Source organism: Paenibacillus cookii, assembly GCF_018333375.1.
GTDB classification, from domain to species: domain Bacteria; phylum Bacillota; class Bacilli; order Paenibacillales; family Paenibacillaceae; genus Paenibacillus_AQ; species Paenibacillus_AQ cookii.
Genome location: NZ_BORW01000018.1, coordinates 25,126 through 46,819, shown reverse-complemented (window position 1 = coordinate 46,819; position 21,694 = coordinate 25,126). Strand labels below are relative to the sequence as shown.

Sequence of the window (21,694 nt, the reverse complement as noted above, 5' to 3'; positions counted from 1 at the left end):
GAGGCGGGAGGATATCTGGAAAATAAGAACCCCGCCCTTTCAGGCGGGAAATATCGGGTAGCTACTAATTAACGACAGTGATACCAATGAATTTTTCATTCATGGCCAAATTCCATTCGAAGCCCATTTTGAAGGACGAAAGCGATATGTTGGACAAGCCGACGATAAACAAGCCTTCGTCATGATCATAGTCGAGTCATCCCTTGAAAATGAGGGCTTCCTTCGCCGCTATCACGGGTATGGAAGTTTTCCATTTGAAAATAGATTTGGATGATCCATTGAATGTCCTCATCCGGGTACATGGCAAAATATCGCTTCGGCTCAAACGTATCTTGCTCCCAAATGCCGTCCGTGGACATCCCTCCATAAAGCCCTAAATAAAACAATCCGCCGGGCTTCAAAACGCGTTTGATTTCCGCGAGCACGCCGGGCAGCTGCGCTTTCGGCACATGCAGCAAGCAATTCATGGCGTACACCGCATCAAAGGAGCGATCCGCAAAATCCAGATGATAAAAGTCCATCACCCTTGCTCTCAGCCCTTTTTGCTTGCATAAACGGACCATTTCTTCGGATAAGTCTACGGCTGTGACATCAAACCCATGCTTTTAAAAAAAACAAGCTGTCCCGCCCCGGACCCGCGCCGATTTCTAGAACGCTGTGCACATCATTCGACTGGAACGCATTCAGCACATTGTCCCGCTCCTCGGCCTTCCACCCTCCAGCTCCGCAGCGTTTCTGAGGTCAGCATGATTGTCATATGCTTGTTTCAGCGTTGATTTGATGGATGAAGGCTCGATCGTGATTTGCATTTCCTCTCGGAGCTCGCGTTTCAGACAGTCGATTGGCGATTCTCCGGACTCCAGCTTGCCTCCCGGGAACTCCCACAGGCCTGCCTGCGGTTTGCCGGGCTTTTTTCTGGCGATGAGGACTTGTCCTTGCTCGTTTTCGATGATGGCTGCGGCGACTTGGATCAAAGGGGGGACCTCCTTGTTTAATAGCTCAATTCATCTTTCTCCTAACAACTATTATATTATTATCCCATATTGTCAAAGCGTCTGCTGAAGGCCCTCAAACGGCTGGGTGGATTGGAAGGATAAAAACGGGGAAACGCTGGATGAAATCAAAAGAAGCCGTTAAAGTCCTTTAAAGACCCTCACGGGGAATGATTTTAAAAAAGGCTCTGGACGAAGTGATTAATTATCGGTTCCTGAGCCTGTTTTTGTATCTCGTAAAAAACTAAATGCAGTTCCACTCAAACCACCGCCATCCCTAACCCCAGCAATCCCCCTAATCCCTAACATGAATCAAAATATACTTCGTCGTTTGATCCCATCCCAAATCGAATGGTACGCGATAACGGTCGGCGGTATGGGAGTTCACGAGGGGATAGCCGTTCGCGTCCTTCCCGACGACGACCGAAAAGTGGTCCGTGTCCCCTTTCAGCTCGTAGCCGATCAGATCGCCCGGCTGCAGCTTGGCAATCGCGCCATGGGGATGCTTGTCGCCGGATCGCGTAATTTCTTCAAATGTCCCTTTGGCAATCTGGCGGCCGTATCCGGAGTAAAACAAGAAGCGCTGGAAGGCATCCGTCTGCACCCAGGCCTGGCTTCCGCCTCCCCGATATCCCCAAATGCCGGACATCGGCAATCCGCCGCCTTCCTTTTTATCGCCAAGCACCTGGGATGCGAAGTTCGTGCAGTCTCCTCCCAGAGACGTATAATCCCTATAATTCCGGTTGTACCGATTGTTATTGCCGGCTCCCCAAGCCAGTCCCGCATATTTGTTGGCGTAAGCGACGGCGCGCTCCCGCTTGTATCTGCCTTCTTTTTTGGCCGCCTCGGGTTCGGGCGACAGATGCGGAAAGCCGGGAGGGGAATCCGGGATCAGCTCCGGATTTTCTTCAAGCGGATCGAGGTACCACTCCTTTTTAACGATCCATCCGTCGCTCGTTTTTTTCAGGATAAGGGCATGCCGGGTACCGATTCCAAAGGATTGCGGGGGAACGGACGACGTCTTGTAGCCGTAAGAAATTTTGGTGGATTGGACCAAAGAAAGCACGGCTTGATCCCCGACTTCCTTCAAACGGGCGATTCGGATGCGGGGTTCGGCGGCGATCAGCCGAAGTCCGCGTTTTTCAATCCATGCGTGGACGTATTTTGCGCGCTTTAATTCCATTTGGTAAGCGTAGCGGCCCCCGGACTCGGACAGGTCGTAATATTTCTCGATCGTCGTCGGCTGCTGATCAATGAGCAAGCGGTTGCGGTCTTGGTACAATTGCTCCAAAAACGGCATCATCTTTTCTTTATCATCGTCCTGCTCGGGGGAAAGGGCATAAGCATCCGATGGCGATAAACAAAGGATCAAAGACATGCCAATCAGCAAAAACAGTCGTAACACAGCGGAAATCTCCCTTATCAAGGTTATTTAAGCGTCAGGGCTTTATTAAAAATCCTTGAATGTCCTTTTGAGCATCAACCTTTATGCTTCCCATGAAGAATGGAAATATCCTTTGAGGTTCGAATTCCATATCCCGGTTTCAGACAAGTTTCGGCCACCCATGGGGACTACCTTCGCCGTTTCGCTCATATAATTTTGGGACAACGTTTTTTGGGGTGAAAAGATGCCGCTTCCTTCCGTCCTTAAACAAACCGTGATGCGCACAAGCATCATTTTTCTGGTGAAAGCCATCGGGCTTGCGGCCCGCATCCCGTTGTTTCGGCTGCTCGGCTCGGAAGGAACAGGGATTTATCAGATCGTGTACTCCATCTTCGGATTCGCGCTTACGCTCACCGTGGGCGGCTTCCCTACATCGCTGGCGCTCATGACGGCGAAAAACGCGGCGCGCGGCCTGCAACTTTTCAACCGGCTGGTTGTCCCGTTTTTGATCCTGGGTGTATGTTCCGTTTCCCTGCACTACGCCATAGCCCCATATGTTGCTTATTATCTCGGGGACAGCCGTCTGGCGTTTCCCATCCGCTGCATTGCGCCGGCGCTCGCGGTGATTCCGTTACTGCAGCTGTACCGCGGTTATTTGCAAGGGATCGAGTCTTACCTGCAAGCGTCCGTTTCCGAACTCGTCGAACAAGCGGTGCGCGCCGGTACGATGTTATTATTGGCGGTTTTATGGCTGAAATACGGCATTCATGCAGCGGCCGGCGGAGCGGCGTTCGGAGCCTTTACAGGCGGCGTGGCCGCAGTATGTTTTCTTTGGGTTTTGCGATACAAAAATCAAGAGGGGTCGGCGATCAATGCGGGGAAAACGTCCACGTTACGCTGGTTCGTCCTTGGGCCGGAAGCCTTTCTCTTCGTGAAGTCATCCCTTGCCATTATGTTCACCCGTTTAATTTCCCCGGCAGCCGATCTTCTGGATGCGCTGATTATCCCTCGCCGACTGCAGATCGCGGGACTTACCCACTCGGGTGCACTCGCCGTTTACGGGGAAATATTCGGCATGGCATCGATCATCGTGTACCTGCCTACGATTGTGACCGCCGCTTTATCCTATACAGTTGCCTCGAAGCTGTCAGCCGGTTGGCAAAGCAACAACAGGAAAGATTTTATAGAACGCTCGAACATATGCCTGGAAATCGGGTGGTTATGGGGGATCAGCTCTGCCATCATCCTTTTCTTTCATGCGGACGAGCTCTCCAGGCTCATTTTTGGGAACGAAGTTGCGGCCGCGGCCATTCGTTGGATGTCCTTTGCCCCGATCATTGCGGGGATGAGGGAGCTGACGACGACGATTTTATGGACGACCGACCAAAAGAAAGGGCCCTTTATCGGCTCTCTTTTCGGCCTTGCCTGTTCCGTGATTGCCGCATATTTCTTAACGGCCATTCCCGGGTTCGGTTACGCCGGCGCGGCCATCGGCATCTTCCTATTCGAACTTGTTCCATTGTTTTGGAATGCCGTCGTTTTACGTAAACAGTGTAAAGGTGCGTTTTCCATCGGGCACTTGTTTAAAGTCTCGCTGTTTCTGGTGCTGATTCCCTTTCTCCATGCTCCATTGGATGCCTTTCTGGCGCACATCGGCCTGGCGTCGTCGGCTCTCCGATCGGCCATAAGCCTGTTGTTTTTTACCGTCAATATGGTTTTTTACATCCTGTACCGATTCCGGAAAAAATAATCCATGAAGGGGGAGGGCCGATGAGGGCTCTACGCATGGAAACAAGCAAAAATAAAGCCTTATCTATCGCGAAGAATAGATAAGGCTTTGACGATTCAGCACGTTTACGCTTCCGTCTGCTCAGACGGCTCCAACAAACGACCGCTTACCTTGGTAAGAAACGCCGACCATTTCTCTTGAAATTCGGGGTCGCTCGACTCCAGGCCGGTCATGATCTGCGTGATGCTGCTGAAAATGATCGGATACGTCGTTAATGCAGTCAGCGCCAACGCCACAAATTCAGGGTCGAGATCCGGCGGAACCATCCCCTTTTCTTGTTGGGCCTTCCAGTACGACGCATAGGATTGCAGGGCGATTTCCCCGCCCTTATTCCATGAGGTCTGCTCGGCTCGCGCCTCAAGCGCTTCCCAAGCGCTGAACTTAATGAAGTCCGCCCTCGCCTGGCTGTTGACTCTGAAACGGTGCTCCGCAATATGGAGGGGATCGTCCGGAACCTGGGCTACCCACTCCGGTTCGCTTGTCGCCGAATACACCAAAACGGCTTCCAACAGTTCCGCTTTCCCTTTGAAGTAATGATAGATCAGCTGCTTCTTCACCCCGGCGTTTTCCGCGATCGCCTCGATCCGCGCCCCCTTGAAGCCCTTGTCGAAAAACTCGCGTTTTGCGGCTTCAAGAATGTTCTTTTGCGTACGTTCCGCGTTGCGTATTTCTCCCACTCGGCTGTACCTCCATCCCAAGTCTGTTAATATCATCCTACCCTCTTACTGAACTGCTGTCAAATTTAATTTAACAAATATAAAATTATACTTTACGAGAGTAAAATTATAACTTACCATGTAGTCAGTAACCAATATTTGCTACAAGGTGGCGATGGGAACAAACGCGTAGCTTCGCTAAAGGCAGGGAAAATCCGAATGGTCTTGAAAGGGGCTGTGATGCGCTAGAGCGTTGCAAACTCCGCGGTCAACGCGAACATCAATGAAATAGAAGGACCCGATTTTTAATCGGTTCATCCCGAATTTGCATGGTGCAAGGGAGCGATATTCGGGTGGCCAAAATGGATTTAAAAAAACAAACAATGGAGGAATTCCCATGACCGTCTTATCGATTGTTCTTCAAAGCTTGCTGATCGCCTATTATGTCTTTTCGGGATCCGCGAAGATCGCGGGGGCCAAATACTGGGTGGATGTGTTCAACGGTTTGAAGCTGCCTCAATGGTTCCGCGTCATCACGGGCCTGGTTCAGTTGGCCGGAGCGGCCGTGCTTATCATCGGCTATTGGTATGCAGAGGCCGTTGCATGGGGCGGCATTTGGCTTGGTATTACGATGCTGGTCGCGTTTTTTGCGCATATCAGGGTTAAAGATTCGTTCGGCAAAACGGTGCAGCCCGTCGTGTTCCTTGCGCTTATCGTCGTTGTAACCCTTATGAATGCGGACGGCATCATGAACCTTTTATGATCACGATCGATACGCCGGGACCTGCGGCTGCGGCTCCCGGTTATTCCGCTCCAACGCAAAAAACACCCGGCAACCCGCCGAGTGCTTTCCACGCTATTTCTGCTGTTCTAACCTTTTTTTATCTAATCTTGTTTGGATCTAATCTTCATTTACCTTACAACCCGATGCCCTTCGGCAAATCCTCCTTCTTCACCTGCTCCCATTCCTGCACGTACGCTCCTTTCGCCATCACCTTCAAATAGACCCCCTGCTTTAAATCGACGCTGGACGTAAACGTCACGTCTTTCTTTTTGCCCTCGGCATTGTACCCGGTCAGGCTGTACTTGAACCGCCCGTCATCCGGTTCCGAAGGTTTGTTGACCTGGACGTAGACATATTCTTTGGTGATGAACGGGTTGAAGCGATCGACGACGTCCTTGTACGAAAAAACGAAAAATGCTGCGAAAATGACGATGATAAAAGCGGCAACTGCGCCGAATTTTTTCATGATGGTTCCTCCTCTTTTCCCATGGTTGAATCATGGATCTGCTTGATTTCAGTCTGTCAGGACATGGCGTTTTTGACGATTTTCCTATAATAGCCGATGGTCAGGACCGCAAACACAAAATAGATCAAGGCGTACATGGCCATCGCAATCACCGAAGGTACGGTGATGTCGGACAGCACCAGGATGGACGCCGCTTTGACGGCAAAGATCGAATGCAGGATGCCGATCAGGAGCGGTATCGCGAACACGAACAGCTGCTTGCGTACGATGCCCCTCATGATGTCCTTCACGTCAAAGCCGAGCTGCCGCAAGGTCTTGAAGCTTCTTTTCTCCTGCTCCGCTTCGGTCATTTGCTTAAAGTACAGGATGCTGCCCGTCGAAATCAGGAACACAAGCCCCAGAAATGCCGAGATGAACATCAATAACCCGAGCGAATGAAGCGCCCCCTCGTATTGCGTATGAAAATCGGGTTCGAAATCGTCCTTCGACACGTATTTGGCGTAAAGGGCCGATGCCTTGGCACGCTCCGCTTTGCCCGGGACCTGGTACGTATCCAAGCGGACTTTTTCGTATCCGGGAGATCCCGGCATGTTGTTCGCCAGCTCCAGCACGGTGTTTTCTGAGGTCACGAGCTGGGCGCCGTAAACGTTGAAGTTCATGACGTATTGCACGACGAGGTTCGTCAGCCGCATTTTCGTTTCCCCGCGTTTGCCCAGCACGATTTCCTTCGGGAACCCCATGCCTTCCTTATCGGTTCTTCCTTCGAGGTTCACCCGGGCATCATACAGCACGGCCTCGCCTTTCGGCGGCACTTTCACCTTCATGCCTGCTTTTTGCAGCTGCTCCGCCGGCAGGAACAACATGCCTTGCGTCGATTCTTCCGGCTTGCCTTGCAAATCACGGATCGTTCCCTTCAGCCGCACCGCGTCAACCGGTTGATGATCGAACCGGATGCCCGCCTTTTCCAGCTCCGCGCCGAACGACTTGGCGTCTTTTTCTTTGTTTTCGAACACAAAATCGTACGGCAGCGAGATGCGCGTATCGCTTTCCGCCGAAAAATAAAGCGAGTAGGCCAGCGCCACCATCGTAAGCGTCATCGCCGACAACACCGTGATCAACGTAAGCGAGTTGGCGTTGGCTTTCATCCGGTGCATGAGCGGTGCAAGGGACAAGCTGTTCAGCAGCCCGAGATGCCCGTTTTTTCTTTTCCGAAACTGGTAAAACAGCCACCCGATCGTCACCCGGAACAGCAGATACGTGCCCAGGATCGTCGAAAGAAGCACCAACAGCATGTTAAAAAACAGCATGTCGTTCACCATATGCCCCGACAGGTCATAGCCGTAAATGATCAGCGCGATGCCAAGCAGGGCAAGAAACGCGGCGACGACGGTTTTCGGCTTTTTGGGATGGTCGCCTTGGCGTTCCGCGTTAAACAATTCAAGCAGCGTGTTGCGGTAAACCGTAAGCGTCATCTGGATGGAAGTGAAAATGATCAAGGCGGCAAAAACGATCACCGTCTGCACCGCCGCCGCGGCCGAAAAGGCGATCCCGACGATGACGTCGAAGCCGAGCAGCTTCATCAGAATCAGCAGAAACAGCCGCGATACGAGCGCGCCGCAGCCGATACCGAGCAGAAGGGCGCCCAGGCCGAGCAGCATGTTTTCGATGATCAAAAACCGGGCCACGCCCAGCTTCGACAGGCCGATCAATTGGTATAAACCGATCTCCTTGCTGCGCCGCTTCAGAAAAATGCTATTGGCGTATATGGTAAAGATGGCGACGATGACGAGCAGCAAAATTCCCGCCACCCGGAACGACGTTGCAAAATTCACGTCCGCGCCCATCCGCTCCACGATCGACGAATCATGCTGCAGCGTCGCAAAGACGAAATACAGGCTCATGCTGAAAATGAGCGCAAAAAAGTACAGGTAATAATGTTTGATGTTTTTCCGAATGCTGCGGATGACCAGTTCAAATAACGTCAACGTTGTCCCCCCCAAGCACGGCCTGCACGTCCATGATTTCCTTGAAAAACGACGGCCTCGTTTTGTCCCCGCGGTACAGCTCGGAGTAAATTTGTCCGTCTTTCAGGAACACGACCCGGCTGCAGTAGCTGGAAGCGACGGGATCATGCGTGACCATGACGATGGTGACGTCGCGTTTCCGGTTCAGGTCTTCCATCGTTCCTAATAAGGAGGAAGCCGATTTGGAATCCAGCGCCCCCGTCGGCTCGTCCGCAAACACCATCGAGGGCCGGTGGATCAGGGCGCGGCCGGCGGACGTGCGCTGTTTTTGCCCGCCCGATATTTCATGCGGATATTTATGCGCCAGCTCCTTGATGCCCAAAATGTCGGCGATGATGTTGAACTCCTCTTCCGCCATTCGTTTGTCCATTTTGCTGAGGGAAATGGGAAGCAAGATGTTTTCCTTCACGGTGAGCGTGTCGAGCAGGTTGTAATCCTGAAAAATGAATCCGAGTTTTTGGCGGCGAAAAGCCGAAAGCTCGGCATCCTTCATTTTCGAAACGTCGGCGTCGTCGATCCGAATGGTCCCCTCCGTCGCGCGGTCGATGGTCGCCAGCACGTTCAGCAGGGTGGTTTTCCCCGACCCGGAAGGACCCATGATGCCCACGAATTCCCCTTCCAGGACGCGAAGATCGATGCCTTTCAACACTTGTTGGGCGCTGCCTTTGGAACCGTAGGTTTTGCGGACGTTCTGCGCGTGCAGCACCGTTTTTTGCGAATTTATGTCATTCATAGCGAACCTCCATGTTTGGCTGTATCCTCATTGTACTTTCGACCGCCGGGTCTTGTCGCACGTTTTGGATGACAGGCCGGCAGGGCAAGGTGACAATATCGTCATGTTGCGGCTGCGGAAAATCAAAAAAAGCAGTCAGGACGTACCCGGCTGCTTGTTTTGTCTCGTATAGATTCCATTATGGGGAACATCGGAAGGGGATATTCCCTTCGAAGAAACACGGATTGGGGCTATGTCAGCATCCCTCTCCGGATCGCCTCAAACTCGTTTTTAGCCGCAAAAATCATGCGCATGTTCGTCCCGTTTGGCGGCTCCGACTGCGCTTGAAGCGTAATTCCGATTTTGGACGCGACGGTTTGCGCGAGATACAGCCCGAGGCCCGTCGCCGCATTTTGGATTCGGCCGTTCCCGCCCGTGAAGCCTTTATCGAAAATGCGCGGCAGGTCGTGCGATGCAATGCCCGGCCCTTCGTCCTTCATGTTCAGGACGGCGTTCCCGTTCTCCGTGACGCTTGTCCCGATGACGATGATCCCGCCCTCCGGGCTGTATTTGACGGCGTTCGTCAGCAGCTGGCGGAGGATGAACCGGCACCATTTCCGGTCGGTCACGACCTCGGCGTCTTCGCCTTCGAATTCGACCGCGATGTTTTTCTCCATGCACCAGGAAGCCAGGTCGCGCACCTCCTCCGCGGCAAGCCGCCGCACGGACGCCGGCTCCAGCACGTAATCCGACTCGAGGGACGGAAGGCGCGCCATATGGAGCTGCCGGTCGATCAGCAAATGGATCCGCAGCCACTCCGCTTCGATTTTCCGGATCGCCGGATCGCTGCGGTTGGCGTCGATCGTAAGTTTCATCGCGGTGAGCGGCGCTTTCACTTCGTGAATCCAGGAGGAGGTAAAATCATTTTCGATCAGCTGCGCCTGCTTCACGTCGGATAGCTTTCTCCTGTAAAAAAGATCCGCCGCACGCAAAATGTCGTTCGTTACCTCATCCGGATAAAAGGCCGGTTTCGGCAACGTTTCCAGCCAGTCCTCGTGCATCTCTTGGCTTCGTGCCGCCAGCGCCGCCGCATACTTCGTTTCCGTTTTGTAACGCCAAATCAAAAACACGGCAAAGACGAGCAGAAACAACACGTTCAAATAGATCACGGAGCTGGCATGGACCGCGATGCCATGGTCGAGCAGGATCAGCACGTCAGTAAACACGAGCAGCGCCAAAAACAGAAAAATCCAGCTTTTTTTATAAGCCACGTAACGTAAAAACACCCCTCCGACGCGCCTCCTTTATAACGTGATGGCCATGTAGCCAAGCCCTTTTTTCGTGACGATCGCTTCTTCCAGCCCGAGCACCGCCAGCTTTTGGCGCAATCGCGTCATGTTGGCCGTGAGGGTGTTGTCATTCACGAAATGCTCGTCCTCCCACAGCTTCCGGATCAGATCGTGGCGGGACACGATTTCATTTTTCGCTTGGACGAGAACGGCAAGAATAAAAAATTCGTTTTTCGTCAGATCAGCCTCCTGGCCGTCCTTGCGGATGACGCCGCGTTTCATGTCGATGACCGCGCCGTTCCACTCGATAATATCCGACGCCTCTTCCCCGTATGCGTACGTCCGGCGGAGGATCGCCTGGATTTTGGCCAGCAGCACGTCCATATGGAACGGCTTCTGGACGTAGTCGTCCGCACCCATGTTCATCGCCATCACCATATCCATCGGATGGTCCCGCGAGGACAGGAACAGGATGGGCACCTTCGATACCGCTCGAATTTCCCGGCACCAGTGAAAACCGTCGTATTTCGGAAGCTGAATATCCAAGACGACCAGATGGGGCTGCGCATCGGCAAAAGAACCCATCACATCGTCAAACGATTCCGGTCCCGTCACGCGCAAAGACCATTTTTCCAGCCTGTCCTTCAGGGCTTCAAAGATGTGAGCGTCGTCTTCGACGATAAAAATGTTCATATCCATCGGTGTACCGTCCCCTTTCATACCATGTATTGTAAATCATAGCGGGCGTGATTTGAAATACGAGACAAAATAAGGACTCTACCTTAATAGAAAAAGACCCTCCGAAGAGAGTCCTATGGTATAATATGGATTGTACAACATTTCGGCTTTAAGGGCGGTCGGCTAATCTCCCGGAAGGGAGGTGATGCCCATGGAGGTAAAAGACGCACTCTCCTTAATGTTCATGTTCGGCATGTTCATTTTGGCGCTGCTCACCTACATGAAAAAGAAATAGACCGCCCTTGGTGAGGACAACGGTCTATTTCACGACTTAACTCCGAAGCCGACCGCTCTTTTAGCGGCTGTTGTACCAAGGGATCGTGTTCCAGCACGGTCCCTTCTTTATTGTTATCTTAGCATATGGAGAAATATACCTCAAGGTACGTGGCCGTTGGGGCTTCCGTAAATTTCTTAGCGTACCCGTTTCGCGTGATCTTCCCGTGTATAAAATGCGGCCGGATGGAGAGCTGCAGCCTGCATTTCAATCCACGCATCCACACAGGATGCGACTTCTGATCCGGGCTTGTCCGGCTCATTTCGGCCAATTTCAATCCACGCATCCACACAGGATGCGACAGAAGAACCGGATAAAGCATGCCGTCTTTGCAATAATTTCAATCCACGCATCCACACGGGATGCGACACCTCCGGCGGGTAGCATCATTAAGCAGATCACATTTCAATCCACGCATCCACACAGGATGCGACGTTTATTCATATTTACCGCCCTTTCCGGTTTAGATTTCAATCCACGCATCCACACAGGATGCGTCGACGAACGTTTGGAAACGCCCAATCTCGCGGATAATTTCAATCCACGCATCCACACAGGATGCGACCAAACATTAATCAAAAAAATACTTGAAGGCATAATTTCAATCCACGCATCCACACAGGATGCGACCTCAATTTCTTTTCCTGCCTGTATACGTTCGTTATTTCAATCCACGCATCCACACAGGATGCGACTAAAATAACACAAAGACCAAAAGTGACTATTCCTATTTCAATCCACGCATCCACACAGGATGCGACTTTCGGTTCCGCCGCTTAAGGATTTCGATAAACCATTTCAATCCACGCATCCACACAGGATGCGACAAGGGCACAAGCTCCGAACTTCATATCAGCTGCGTATTTCAATCCACGCATCCACACAGGATGCGACCTAGAATCCGCGCTCTTTTACTCCGGATTTTATTATTTCAATCCACGCATCCACACAGGATGCGACGACTCGTCGAGGTTTTGGAACGGGAGGCCGGTCAAATTTCAATCCACGCATCCACACAGGATGCGACCCCGACAGCGGTGGACAAGGATATAGAGTTCTAAATTTCAATCCACGCATCCACACAGGATGCGACTTGCGAAGCTACCGCTTAAGGTGTATCAAGAAGACATTTCAATCCACGCATCCACACAGGATGCGACCGTATTCCGGGTAATCGTCGCCAATATTGTACAGTTTATTTCAATCCACGCATCCACACAGGATGCGACATGAAATCACTTTGCGCCTGATCGAACCGTTTCTATTTCAATCCACGCATCCACACAGGATGCGACCACGTTTAACTGCGTCGTCCTTCGCAAACAGCCAATTTCAATCCACGCATCCACACAGGATGCGACGCCTCAAACAGAAGACCGTCGAACAGCTTTTCGTTATTTCAATCCACGCATCCACACAGGATGCGACTTCGCCTGAGCGCCGCGTCAAACCGGATTCTCAATTTCAATCCACGCATCCACACAGGATGCGACCATTACGGCTCCCAAAAAGTCCGACGGCGGTAGTTCATTTCAATCCACGCATCCACACAGGATGCGACCAAACTTGCCCCAATGATTATTGGTGACCTGAAAATTTCAATCCACGCATCCACACAGGATGCGACGTAGTCGGATGCTTTACCTTGAATACGAGGGTCAATTTCAATCCACGCATCCACACAGGATGCGACGGGCCTCGTTCATCTTTCTGACGGCTCCCTGTCCTTATTTCAATCCACGCATCCACACAGGATGCGACCGGACGCTGATGGAGACGGGATACCTACGTTTGACATTTCAATCCACGCATCCACACAGGATGCGACGAAAACTGCTGAAGAATTGGCCAAAGAGGCCTTTATTTCAATCCACGCATCCACACAGGATGCGACTTCAAGTGTTTGGTAAAGGGAAAGACCGGGAATGATTTCAATCCACGCATCCACACAGGATGCGACTCCGATTTTCAGGCGAACTTCCCTCAAAATAGGCTCTTTATTTCATCAAACAACATTTCCTGCCCCATAGAATAAACATTTATTTACATAAAAGGAATGGTATCAAGATTTTTCGGGTGCGAACCCCCCAGGGAATTCATGTTCACTTCACATTCGCACCAAAGACCTTCCCAAACCGCTCTGTAAAAAGGTACCACTTCCTTCTTTATCTTAGCATAACCCGTACGGGACAGCTATTGTGCCTTCTCCAAACCATGCTGATCCCCGAAAAATCTATCTCCTGAGCTCCTTGCAATAATGTACTATTCCCCATCGGCTTTTCGGCTCTATAATGCAAGAAACTTATTCTTGAAGGAGCCTTGGAGCATGAACATCATGTCGTTTCTCTTATACTGCGTCGTCGTCACCTTCACGCCGGGACCCTCGAATATCGTTATTTTGGCCACGGTGAATCAAAACGGCTTCAAACACGCCTTAAAGTTCATTGCCGGATCTTCTTTGGCTTTTGTGCTGCTGATCGCAGCCTCGGTAACGGTAAACCGGGAATTGCTGACCCGCATGCCGGTGCTGCTCGCCGGACTTCGAATCGCCGGGAGCCTGTTCATCCTTTACCTGGCTTATAAAATCCTTCGGATGGATGTGCCCCGTTCGGCTGCCAAACAGGCAACATCGTTCATGTCCGGATTTTGCATGCAGTTTCTCAATCCCAAGGTGGTCTTGTTTACCGTTACGGTGATCCCGATCTACGTCATGCCTTACTATACATCGGGCTTCGTCCTTTCGGCCTTTGTGGCGCTGGTTTCGCTCATCGGGATTTTGGCCTACCTAACCTGGGCGGTTTTTGGTAAGCTGTTAAAAACACTGCTCCAAAAATACCAAAAAGCGACCAATATCATCCTCGCATCGTCTCTGGTCTATTCTGCGGTCATGGTGTCCGGGATCGTGGAGCTTGCAAAGGGGTGACATGACATTGGAAGATCGGTTTACCTACAGACAGTCCGCAGGCATGACGGCTCTGTCCGCCAGTTTGTCGGATTTTACCTATAAAAAACACTGCCACGAGGAATACGCCATGGGGGTTACCCTGCGCGGGGTCCAACAATACCATCTGGAAGGCAGCATGCAGTCGTCCGTCCGGGGCGGCGTGATGTTGTTTCATCCGGAGCAGACCCATGACGGAAAAGCCCACGACCGGACGGGCATCGACTACGTCATGGTCTACGTTCATCCGGATCTCTTTTTGGAGGCGCTCGGAAAAAAGGACGTGCTGCGCTTCAAAGAACCGATCGTGTATCATGCCGGGTTAAGGCAAAGCTTGCTGGCGTTATCGCAGGCTATTTCCGAAGGTCGGGACGAAGCGTTATGCAGCGATCTGCTTTTTAAAGTCGCGGGGCATGTATCCCAGGATATTTTGGAGCCGGTGAACATCAAGGACCGGGCTTTTACGGAAAAAGCCAAGGAAATGATGCGCAGCGACCTGCAGCATGTGCTTCGCCTGGACGAAATCAGCTTTTCCTTCGGGATGTCCAAATACCAATTCATCCGCGCTTTTAAAGCCAACACCGGCATCTCGCCTTACCAGTATTTCGTGAACTGCCGGGTGGAGCAGGCAAAACAGGTGATCGAGCAGCATAAGGACATTTATCTGGCCGTCAGCAGCTGCGGTTTTGTGGATCTGGCCCATCTGAACCGGCATTTTAAACAGGTATACGGCACGACGGCTTTCGAATATTTGTCCTATGTGGAAGGTAACATGTGACCTATTATTCCGCCCGGCTCTTTGGCCTGTATCCGAAAAGGATGGCAGGCTGGAGAGCCTCTTCATTCATTCGGATACCAACCGCTTCTTGTCCAAATCCAGCCGGTATTGTATTTTCCCGATGGGGTCGCCGCCAGCTCCAACAGGCGGATGCACGATCAATTTGTCGTTTTCAACATAAGGAAACGGATTGATTTCGGAATAAACCAGCGTATGGAACACATGCCCGTTGCTAACGATTTGCAGAGGAAAAGCCTCGCCGCTGCGTTGATCGACCGCAAACAGATATCCTTCCACCCCATGACCCGTTTTGTACTGCGGGGTAAGAACGTAAACGTCCGCATCTTTGAAACGGATCCTCTCGAAAGACAGCTTTTCGTCATCGGGCCGGGCAAACATCAACGCGGGCAGCTCCAGCAATACCCGATTTTCTTCTCCCTGCCGGTATATAACGGAATAATCGCTTTGGAACGTTTTGTCGCCTTCCCGTCCGTAATTGCTCGACACGGCCAAATGCCCCAGCTCCTCCCAACCGTTCGACATCATCACTAACGTTCCTTGCTCCGTGACCGTCTCGGCACGAATGGATGGAGTATCTTTCACCGAGTCGAGTTCGGTGGAAGCCGAAAGAATCGATTTTGGAAACCGGCTGGTGAGCTTGCTTGGGGTTTCCCCCCTCGGTGAAACTTCGGTTTTTTCAACGGCTGGATCGGCGGGATTCGACGCGGAAAGATCCGTAGCGCGATCAGGCCCAACCGCCGCCTGAGGCGTGCAGCCTATTAGCAGGCCAAACCATAAAAGGGACGCAGAAAATAAAACCTTCGTGTTCATATGAATTCTCCCGTTTTCGCTTCTCATGCGTTTCCTTCATTGTACACGCCGAATCCATCCAAAAAGTTTATAAAATGTATTTTATTATTTAAATTTCCGTCATCTAGGTCCTAAGCGCATACAACCCCGAAACCGTCCGGTCGAGTCTCTCTTTGATTAGAATCGCCTCCGCGTACCGGGCGGGAATGCCTTCATAACCGTAGTAAATACCGGCCAACCCGCCGGCAATGGCGCCGATCGTGTCGGAGTCTCCTCCCAAATTTGCCGCCTGCTGCACGACGCCCGCAAAATCCGGCGCATGGAGCAAAATATGCATTACCCACCGGAAGGTATGTACGACAAAACCGCTCGGCGGGCAATCCGGCTCCGCTTCGATGAGGCCTTCGTATTCGCTACCTGCCACCTCGGCCAAAATCGCTGCTCTTAAGTTTTCGCCCTGCAAAAGACGCGCGGCAATCCGGTTGTACAGGATACAGGCTTCCGCGCACCTTGGATCGTAATGCGTCATCCGCGACTGCGTGGTTGTCACCCGCTCCATGTCCGCCGGGTCGCTGTAGGCCAGCGCCGCCGGCAGGCACCGCATCAGGGAGCCGTTCCCGCCGCTTTGTCCCATATCCATATGCGCAACAAAGGCCGCTTCGAACCAGTCCCCCTCGTATTTCTCAAACACGTGGCGGATGATGTTCCCGATATCTTTGGGCCGCGATTCATACCAGGCCATAAAACGGCGCCCGATCGCCTCCATCGGCTCCTTCGGATGTTCGAGAATCCCTTCCGCCACGCAAAGCGTCATCATCGTATCGTCGGTCACTTCCCCCGGTTCCAGGCTCCACACGCCCCCGCCGACGATCTCCGTCAAATAGCCGTGTTTCGCCTCGACCTCTTTTGCGCTCATAAACTCCGTCGTTCCGCCCAGCGCGTCGCCCACGGCCACGCCATACAGCCCGCCCTTCATGCGGTCGAATAATTGATTTTCCATAAGGCACCTCGTTTCCTGATTTGGAGATAGAAATCCCGGCAATTGCTTATTTGGCTATGATTATACTACAATAGGCCGCTTATGTTGGGGCGTGCAGTTAAGCAGTCCGGTGCAGACCCGAATTCACAGACCATCCATTTAGAAAAATAATATAGATAAAGCAGCAACAGTCGGTATTTTTCCATCGTCTTTTAAATGGAGGTGTGTATCCATGAAGATCATGGTCGTTGTTGCCATTCTTTTGAATTTGTTCGTCTTTCAGTCCTCTGATCCGGGGCAACTTCCGTCGACAAACACAGGGATGGAATCCAAGAAAACGGATATGAAGGATTTTACGGCCCGCGTCACCGTCCCCAAAAAACTGAAAACGGGCAAGGCCTTTGCGGTAAAAGCCGAGCTTCTAGTAAACACGGAACAAAAAATGACGATGATGAGCAGGGAGAACGTGTTCGTATTTTTGATTAAAGATAGAAACGGGAAGCAAATCAACTCTTTTGGGGTTCATGATGTAGGAAAGGTCCGGACGCTTTCCGGCAAAGAGACGATTTCAGAGGTATATCACTATAAGATAAAGGAACCGGGCGTCTATATGATTTCAGCAGTCGCGGAATTTAAAATAAATAAAGATGGAAGCATCAAGGACTATAAAATGGAAGCCGATCCCCAAACGGTTGAGGTAACGGAATGACTTTATAATAAAAATCTTAGATAAAACGCTAAAGGCAGCCCCAAGATTTCTTTGGAGCTGCCTTATCATTTTCCGGTGAACGGTATGGCGTAAAGATTCCTGCCGGCTTCGATCACTTCCGGGCGCGCGAGAGATGGACCGCCAAGTAGGTTCCGGTGTGGGAGCCTTTGATGGCGGCGACTTCTTCCGGCGTGCCCTGAGCGATCAAGCGTCCTCCCTCTTCGCCGCCCTCCGGCCCGAAATCGGCCACCCAGTCCGATTCTGCAATAAGGTCGAGATTATGCTCGATCACGATCACCGTATTGCCGGCGTCTACCAGACGGTTCAACAGCGAGCAAAGCTGGCGTACGTCCCAGGGATGGAGCCCCGTCGTCGGCTCATCCAACAAATAGAGGGTATGTCCCCGGTTTTTTTTGCCCAGTTCCTTCGCCAGTTTGATGCGTTGGGCTTCTCCGCCCGACAAGGTGGATGTCGGTTGTCCCAGCTGCAAGTAGTCTAGGCCGACCTCGCACAGCAGCTCCAGCTTCCCGGCAATTTCCGGCTCCACGAAAACCGAAGCGTTCTCCCGGACCGTCCCGTCCAGAACGTCCGATATGCTGTAACCGTTGTACTTCACTTCGAGCACTTCATCCGTGAACCGTCTCCCCCGGCAGGCCGGGCACCTTACTTCCACGTCAGGCAAAAAATGCATTTCCAGCTGCAGGGTGCCCATGCCCTGGCATTTCTCGCATCTGCCGCCCGGGGTATTGAAGGAAAAATGCTTGGACGACAATTTTCTCTTCCTCGCCTCCGGAAGGCTGGCGAACAAGCTGCGGATCGGTGTAAAAAGATCGGTGTATGTCGCAATGTTGGAACGCGATATTCGTCCGATGGGGGACTGGTCAACGGCTATGATTTTGTCGATATGCTCCAATCCGTCAATGCGCTCATGTTTGCCCGGCATTTCGTTCGTTCCGTGAAGATGCGCCCTGGCCGCAGGCTCCAATATATCGAAGAGAAGGGTGGACTTGCCGGATCCGGACACCCCCGTGACGGTGATCAGACAGCCCAGAGGAAATGAGACGGTCATATTTTTCAAATTATGGGCGGATGCATTTCGTATCGTGATGCGTTTTTGATTTCCGGTGCGTCGTTGCCGTTCGGGGCGCCCCTGTTCCTCTTCGCGCAAAAATCGGCCGGTTACGGACTCGGGACTGGCTTTCAGCTGATCCAAGGTTCCGGAGCCGACAACGGCGCCCCCGCGTTTGCCGGAGCCCGGCCCGATGTCGATGATGTGGTCCGCCGCTCTCATCACCTCCGTATCATGCTCGATGACGAGCACGGTGTTCCCCAAATCGCGCAGCTGCTTCAATACGCTGACCAATTTGCCCGTATCCCGCGGGTGAAGCCCGGTGGTGGGTTCGTCGAGCACATACAGGACACCGGTCAGGCAGGAACCGAGAAGCGACGCAAGCCGGAGACGCTGGGCTTCGCCGCCGGAAAGCGAATTGGCCTGGCGGTCCAGCGTCAAATAATCCAGACCGACATGGATCTGGCGGCGGATCCGTTCTGTCAGATCGTTCAAGACGGGCTCCAGGATCACTCGGCCCGCTTCTGTAAGCTGCTCCTCCATCTTCTCAAGCCAGGCAAGAAGTCTGCGCAGAGAATAAGAGGCAACTTCGACGATGGACACGCCATGGATGGTCACTTGCCGGCTTTCCTGCCGAAGCCGCGTTCCCTTGCAATGGGTGCAGGTTTGTTGAACGAAATAACGGTCCATTTTGCCGGAAGAATGGAGTTCGCCGTCTTTCTCGCGATGTCTCCTTAACAGCTGGGTTACGATGCCTTCAAAATTGCCTTTGCCGACGGATTTCGGGGGCCGTATATCCGGAAAATGCGCCTTAAACTCCTCGCTGGCGGCTCCGTACAACAGAAAATCCCGCGTGTTCGCGTCAAACCGCCGAATAGGCATGTTCGGCTCGAATGCAAAGCCGTAATGCTTGGCGGCGGCGGACAAAACATCCGAATAATAGTCGCGGACCCAATTTTCCCACATCAGGACGCCGCCTTCGGGAATGCTCTTGTCTTCATCGAGCAGTTGTCCGATATCGACGGTGGTTATCACCCCAAGTCCGGTGCATGCCTCGCATGCTCCTTCGGGTTTGTTGAAGGAGAAATGGGCCATTTTTAATTTCGGCATTTGCGTTTTGCAGTGGGGGCATTTCACGCCGGGCGTTTTTGAATTCTGCTCTTCGAGCTCTTCCTGGTCCATATCCATGATGGCCGGATCGCTTTCAAAATCGGGGGGAACCGTCTTGCCGCATGTCGGACAAACGCGAACGCCAAGCTTGGCATAGAGGACGCGCAAGTAGGTGTACACCTCGGTAACCGTGCCGACCGTCGACCGGGGATTCCGGTTTGAACGGTGCTGGCTCACGCTGATGGACGGGGACAGGCCGCGAATGGAATCCACCCGCGGTTTGCTGATGAAGTCCGTGACCATCCCCATGGACTCCATATATTGTCTTTGGCATTCCTTTTGCAGCGTATCCATCGCAAGGGATGATTTTCCCGAACCCGAAAGTCCGGTTAACACGATCAGCTTGCGTTTGGGAATCCGCAGGGAGATGTTTTTTAAATTATGCTCCCTCGCGCCTCGGATTTCGATATATTCGTTCATGGCTGTTTCCCTCATTTCACCCAACTTTACCATCAGTATAAGCCCCAATTATGACATAAGTTGACGTAAATGAGAGATGAGGGATACAAAAAGAGCCTTTGCCGTAAAGGCATAGGCTCTCAGGGCCGCAAGACTCACTTTTGCAAAACAGCCTTCATCGCAACGTTTTTAAAGCACCGCTCCAGGCGACCGTTTGATCCAGCATCGCGTTTACATTTTGAAGATGCAATTCGGCCGGTTTGAATGTTCTGAAGTTTTCGAAATCCGTATACAGCGATAAGGTCGGATGCACGCGAACGTCCGCAACCAGCAATTCGCCCAGGATTCCCCGCAAATGCTCGGCCGCGCGTGCTCCGCCCGTCGAACCGTAGCTGACGATTCCCGCCGCCTTATTGTTCCATTCGTCGCGTGCGGAATCCAGCGCATTTTTTAAGGCTCCCGTAATGCTGTGATTGTACTCTTGAACAATAAATACAAAACCGTCCAAGCGGGAAAGCTTTTCCGACCACGCCGCCAATCCGGGTTCGTTGCCGGAACCCTCTCCATAAAACGGCAGTTTATAGTCTGCGATGTCTACGATTTCATAATTGGCGTCTCCCCGTTGATCCCCGATTTCTTTCACCCAATTTCCGACTTGCGGGCTTAAACGTCCTTGGCGCGTGCTTCCTAAAATGATGCCGATGTTCAACTTTTCCATGTTATATCCTCCTCTATTTTACGATCGCCAACTTTAATAGCTGGCATTTTTCAGGTGAACTAGCGGAATTACTCCGCAATTCGGACGATGATCCGCCCTCTCCCGTGCCCGGTTTGGCAGAGCTCGTGGGCCTGCCGAAGGTCTTGAAGCGGAAATTCCTTCCCAATCGTCGCTTTCGCTTTTCCTTCCGCCATCAACTGGGCAATCGCTTGAAATACCTCATTGGGCGCAAGTTCATTGCTGAATCGCGCATGAATGCCCAGTTCTCCGGCTTTCTTTTCGGAAGGGACGTCGACAAGCGAGAGCAGCGTTCCTCCGCGTTTTAAAACGGACCATGAACGTTCAAGCGTCTCTCCCCCGACAGCGTCAAGCACCAAATCGACGTCTTGAACGACCTCTTCGAACGACGTCGTTTTGTAATCGATCACGGTATCCGCGCCAAGCGACTTCACATAGTCTACATTGGCCGTCGAACACGTTCCGATCACCTCGGCGCCTTTCCATTTGGCAAATTGAACCGCAAACGAGCCGACGCCTCCTGCGGCGGCATGAACCAACACGCGTTGTCCCGGTTCCAGGCCGCCATGGGCAAAAAGCGCCATCCAGGCCGTCGTGGCCCCGCCCGATATCGCCGCTGCTTCGGCAAAAGAAAGCTGCTCTGGTTTATGGGCGATCGTTTTCACGGTCGTTGTCACATATTCCGCGCAGGCTCCGTGACTGGCCCGGCCGAAAACGGCCTGCCCTTTCTCGAATCCTTTTATGTTCGACTCTTCGACGACTCCGGCCACAGCCGATCCGGGAATAAAGGGAAACTGCAGCGGAACGTGTTTTTGCATCAACCCTTGGCGGTATGCCCAATCAACGGGCAATACGCCCACGGCGTGCACGCGAATCAATATCTCGTCGGACGCCGGCGTCGGTACCGGGATCCTCTCAAGCGTTAAAACCTCCGGCCCTCCATATCGATGAACACGGACGGCTTGCATCATGGGTCTGGTCATCCTGATTCTCCT

The 21,694-nt window shown here is 52.4% G+C and carries 19 protein-coding genes, 1 pseudogene and 1 CRISPR repeat array; of the genes and pseudogenes, 6 read left to right on the top strand and 14 right to left on the bottom strand.

Features of this window, described 5'->3' with window-relative positions; translation table 11 throughout:
- Nucleotides 1-185 precede the first annotated feature (185 nt).
- The 3 genes and pseudogenes from KI367_RS16305 to KI367_RS16295 all read right to left on the bottom strand — a co-directional run.
- Nucleotides 186-590: pseudogene (locus tag KI367_RS16305) on the bottom strand (class I SAM-dependent methyltransferase); the annotation flags it as partial.
- Between the two features lie 93 nt (nucleotides 591-683).
- Nucleotides 684-974 carry an NUDIX domain-containing protein gene (locus tag KI367_RS16300; protein WP_212950936.1) on the bottom strand — a complete coding sequence of 97 codons (291 nt, stop codon included), beginning with the start codon at nucleotides 972-974 and terminating at the stop codon, nucleotides 684-686.
- A gap of 313 nt (nucleotides 975-1,287) precedes the next feature.
- Nucleotides 1,288-2,397, bottom strand: a complete 1,110-nt coding sequence (locus KI367_RS16295) for an amidase domain-containing protein (protein ID WP_246537009.1) — start codon at nucleotides 2,395-2,397, stop codon at nucleotides 1,288-1,290.
- Between the two features lie 223 nt (nucleotides 2,398-2,620).
- Here KI367_RS16295 and KI367_RS16290 point away from each other — a divergent pair, with 223 nt between their 5' ends.
- A complete protein-coding gene (locus KI367_RS16290; RefSeq protein WP_212950934.1) occupies nucleotides 2,621-4,126 on the top strand; it encodes an oligosaccharide flippase family protein in 1,506 nt (501 codons plus the stop codon).
- A 104-nt stretch (nucleotides 4,127-4,230) separates the two neighbouring features.
- Here KI367_RS16290 and KI367_RS16285 read toward each other — a convergent pair whose 3' ends face one another.
- Complete coding sequence (locus KI367_RS16285) at nucleotides 4,231-4,842, bottom strand: TetR/AcrR family transcriptional regulator (protein WP_212950933.1); 612 nt, start codon at nucleotides 4,840-4,842, stop codon at nucleotides 4,231-4,233.
- A 376-nt stretch (nucleotides 4,843-5,218) separates the two neighbouring features.
- Here KI367_RS16285 and KI367_RS16280 point away from each other — a divergent pair, with 376 nt between their 5' ends.
- A complete protein-coding gene (locus KI367_RS16280) occupies nucleotides 5,219-5,584 on the top strand; it encodes a DoxX family protein (protein WP_212950931.1) in 366 nt (121 codons plus the stop codon).
- A 154-nt stretch (nucleotides 5,585-5,738) separates the two neighbouring features.
- On the opposite strand, the gene KI367_RS16275 is transcribed toward KI367_RS16280, so the two are convergent.
- From KI367_RS16275 to KI367_RS16255, 5 genes are all read right to left on the bottom strand, one after another.
- Nucleotides 5,739-6,071, bottom strand: a complete 333-nt coding sequence (locus tag KI367_RS16275; protein ID WP_036711456.1) for a YxeA family protein — start codon at nucleotides 6,069-6,071, stop codon at nucleotides 5,739-5,741.
- 56 nt (nucleotides 6,072-6,127) lie between these two features.
- Entirely contained in the window at nucleotides 6,128-8,056 is a 1,929-nt protein-coding gene (locus tag KI367_RS16270) for an ABC transporter permease (RefSeq protein ID WP_212950929.1), read from the bottom strand.
- Nucleotides 8,043-8,828 (bottom strand): ABC transporter ATP-binding protein, encoded by a 786-nt coding sequence (locus KI367_RS16265; protein ID WP_212950927.1) that lies wholly within the window; start codon nucleotides 8,826-8,828, stop codon nucleotides 8,043-8,045. Before KI367_RS16265 ends, KI367_RS16270 begins: the two co-directional genes overlap by 14 nt.
- Before the next feature lie 230 nt (nucleotides 8,829-9,058).
- Nucleotides 9,059-10,093 carry a sensor histidine kinase gene (locus KI367_RS16260; RefSeq protein ID WP_212950926.1) on the bottom strand — a complete coding sequence of 345 codons (1,035 nt, stop codon included), beginning with the start codon at nucleotides 10,091-10,093 and terminating at the stop codon, nucleotides 9,059-9,061.
- A gap of 18 nt (nucleotides 10,094-10,111) precedes the next feature.
- Nucleotides 10,112-10,795: a response regulator transcription factor gene (locus KI367_RS16255; RefSeq protein ID WP_036711444.1), complete on the bottom strand. Its 684-nt coding sequence runs from the start codon at nucleotides 10,793-10,795 to the stop codon at nucleotides 10,112-10,114.
- Nucleotides 10,796-10,985: 190 nt separating this feature from the next.
- On the opposite strand from KI367_RS16255, the gene KI367_RS27215 reads away from it, so the two are divergent.
- The 3 genes from KI367_RS27215 (at nucleotide 10,986) to KI367_RS16245 (ending at nucleotide 14,827) form a co-directional block, all read left to right on the top strand.
- Nucleotides 10,986-11,069 carry a putative holin-like toxin gene (locus KI367_RS27215; protein ID WP_220687457.1) on the top strand — a complete coding sequence of 28 codons (84 nt, stop codon included), beginning with the start codon at nucleotides 10,986-10,988 and terminating at the stop codon, nucleotides 11,067-11,069.
- 243 nt (nucleotides 11,070-11,312) lie between these two features.
- A CRISPR array of direct repeats spans nucleotides 11,313-13,068; the repeat unit is 32 nt; unit sequence ATTTCAATCCACGCATCCACACAGGATGCGAC.
- 366 nt (nucleotides 13,069-13,434) lie between these two features.
- Nucleotides 13,435-14,031, top strand: coding sequence for a LysE family translocator (locus KI367_RS16250; RefSeq protein ID WP_212950924.1), 597 nt, complete (start codon nucleotides 13,435-13,437; stop codon nucleotides 14,029-14,031).
- 43 nt (nucleotides 14,032-14,074) lie between these two features.
- On the top strand, nucleotides 14,075-14,827 hold the full coding sequence (locus tag KI367_RS16245; protein WP_246537018.1) for an AraC family transcriptional regulator: 753 nt from the start codon (nucleotides 14,075-14,077) through the stop codon (nucleotides 14,825-14,827).
- Nucleotides 14,828-14,893: 66 nt separating this feature from the next.
- Here the strand turns inward: KI367_RS16245 and KI367_RS16240 are convergent, their stop codons facing one another.
- On the bottom strand, nucleotides 14,894-15,658 hold the full coding sequence (locus tag KI367_RS16240) for a hypothetical protein (protein ID WP_212950920.1): 765 nt from the start codon (nucleotides 15,656-15,658) through the stop codon (nucleotides 14,894-14,896).
- Between the two features lie 103 nt (nucleotides 15,659-15,761).
- A complete protein-coding gene (locus KI367_RS16235; protein WP_212950919.1) occupies nucleotides 15,762-16,637 on the bottom strand; it encodes an ADP-ribosylglycohydrolase family protein in 876 nt (291 codons plus the stop codon).
- Nucleotides 16,638-16,848: 211 nt separating this feature from the next.
- Here KI367_RS16235 and KI367_RS16230 point away from each other — a divergent pair, with 211 nt between their 5' ends.
- Nucleotides 16,849-17,325, top strand: coding sequence for a hypothetical protein (locus tag KI367_RS16230; protein WP_036711428.1), 477 nt, complete (start codon nucleotides 16,849-16,851; stop codon nucleotides 17,323-17,325).
- A gap of 112 nt (nucleotides 17,326-17,437) precedes the next feature.
- Here KI367_RS16230 and uvrA read toward each other — a convergent pair whose 3' ends face one another.
- The 3 genes from uvrA to KI367_RS16215 form a co-directional block, all read right to left on the bottom strand.
- Nucleotides 17,438-19,984: an excinuclease ABC subunit UvrA gene (gene uvrA / locus KI367_RS16225; RefSeq protein WP_212950917.1), complete on the bottom strand. Its 2,547-nt coding sequence runs from the start codon at nucleotides 19,982-19,984 to the stop codon at nucleotides 17,438-17,440.
- A 154-nt stretch (nucleotides 19,985-20,138) separates the two neighbouring features.
- The gene (locus KI367_RS16220; RefSeq protein WP_212950916.1) at nucleotides 20,139-20,681 is read right to left on the bottom strand and encodes an NADPH-dependent FMN reductase; all 543 of its coding nucleotides are present in this window, start codon (nucleotides 20,679-20,681) and stop codon (nucleotides 20,139-20,141) included.
- A 68-nt stretch (nucleotides 20,682-20,749) separates the two neighbouring features.
- Nucleotides 20,750-21,682: an NADP-dependent oxidoreductase gene (locus KI367_RS16215; protein ID WP_212950914.1), complete on the bottom strand. Its 933-nt coding sequence runs from the start codon at nucleotides 21,680-21,682 to the stop codon at nucleotides 20,750-20,752.
- Nucleotides 21,683-21,694 lie beyond the last annotated feature (12 nt).

Coding starts and splice junctions, on each gene's coding strand:
- KI367_RS16240 (WP_212950920.1), bottom strand. CDS start 15,658: ATGAACACGAAGGTTTTATTTTCTGCGTCCCTTTTATGGTTTGGCCTG.
- KI367_RS16255 (WP_036711444.1), bottom strand. CDS start 10,795: ATGGATATGAACATTTTTATCGTCGAAGACGACGCTCACATCTTTGAA.
- KI367_RS16265 (WP_212950927.1), bottom strand. CDS start 8,828: ATGAATGACATAAATTCGCAAAAAACGGTGCTGCACGCGCAGAACGTC.
- KI367_RS16235 (WP_212950919.1), bottom strand. CDS start 16,637: ATGGAAAATCAATTATTCGACCGCATGAAGGGCGGGCTGTATGGCGTG.
- KI367_RS16250 (WP_212950924.1), top strand. CDS start 13,435: ATGAACATCATGTCGTTTCTCTTATACTGCGTCGTCGTCACCTTCACG.
- KI367_RS16220 (WP_212950916.1), bottom strand. CDS start 20,681: ATGGAAAAGTTGAACATCGGCATCATTTTAGGAAGCACGCGCCAAGGA.
- uvrA (WP_212950917.1), bottom strand. CDS start 19,984: ATGAACGAATATATCGAAATCCGAGGCGCGAGGGAGCATAATTTAAAA.
- KI367_RS16280 (WP_212950931.1), top strand. CDS start 5,219: ATGACCGTCTTATCGATTGTTCTTCAAAGCTTGCTGATCGCCTATTAT.
- KI367_RS16245 (WP_246537018.1), top strand. CDS start 14,075: ATGACGGCTCTGTCCGCCAGTTTGTCGGATTTTACCTATAAAAAACAC.
- KI367_RS16230 (WP_036711428.1), top strand. CDS start 16,849: ATGAAGATCATGGTCGTTGTTGCCATTCTTTTGAATTTGTTCGTCTTT.
- KI367_RS27215 (WP_220687457.1), top strand. CDS start 10,986: ATGGAGGTAAAAGACGCACTCTCCTTAATGTTCATGTTCGGCATGTTC.
- KI367_RS16290 (WP_212950934.1), top strand. CDS start 2,621: ATGCCGCTTCCTTCCGTCCTTAAACAAACCGTGATGCGCACAAGCATC.
- KI367_RS16215 (WP_212950914.1), bottom strand. CDS start 21,682: ATGACCAGACCCATGATGCAAGCCGTCCGTGTTCATCGATATGGAGGG.
- KI367_RS16275 (WP_036711456.1), bottom strand. CDS start 6,071: ATGAAAAAATTCGGCGCAGTTGCCGCTTTTATCATCGTCATTTTCGCA.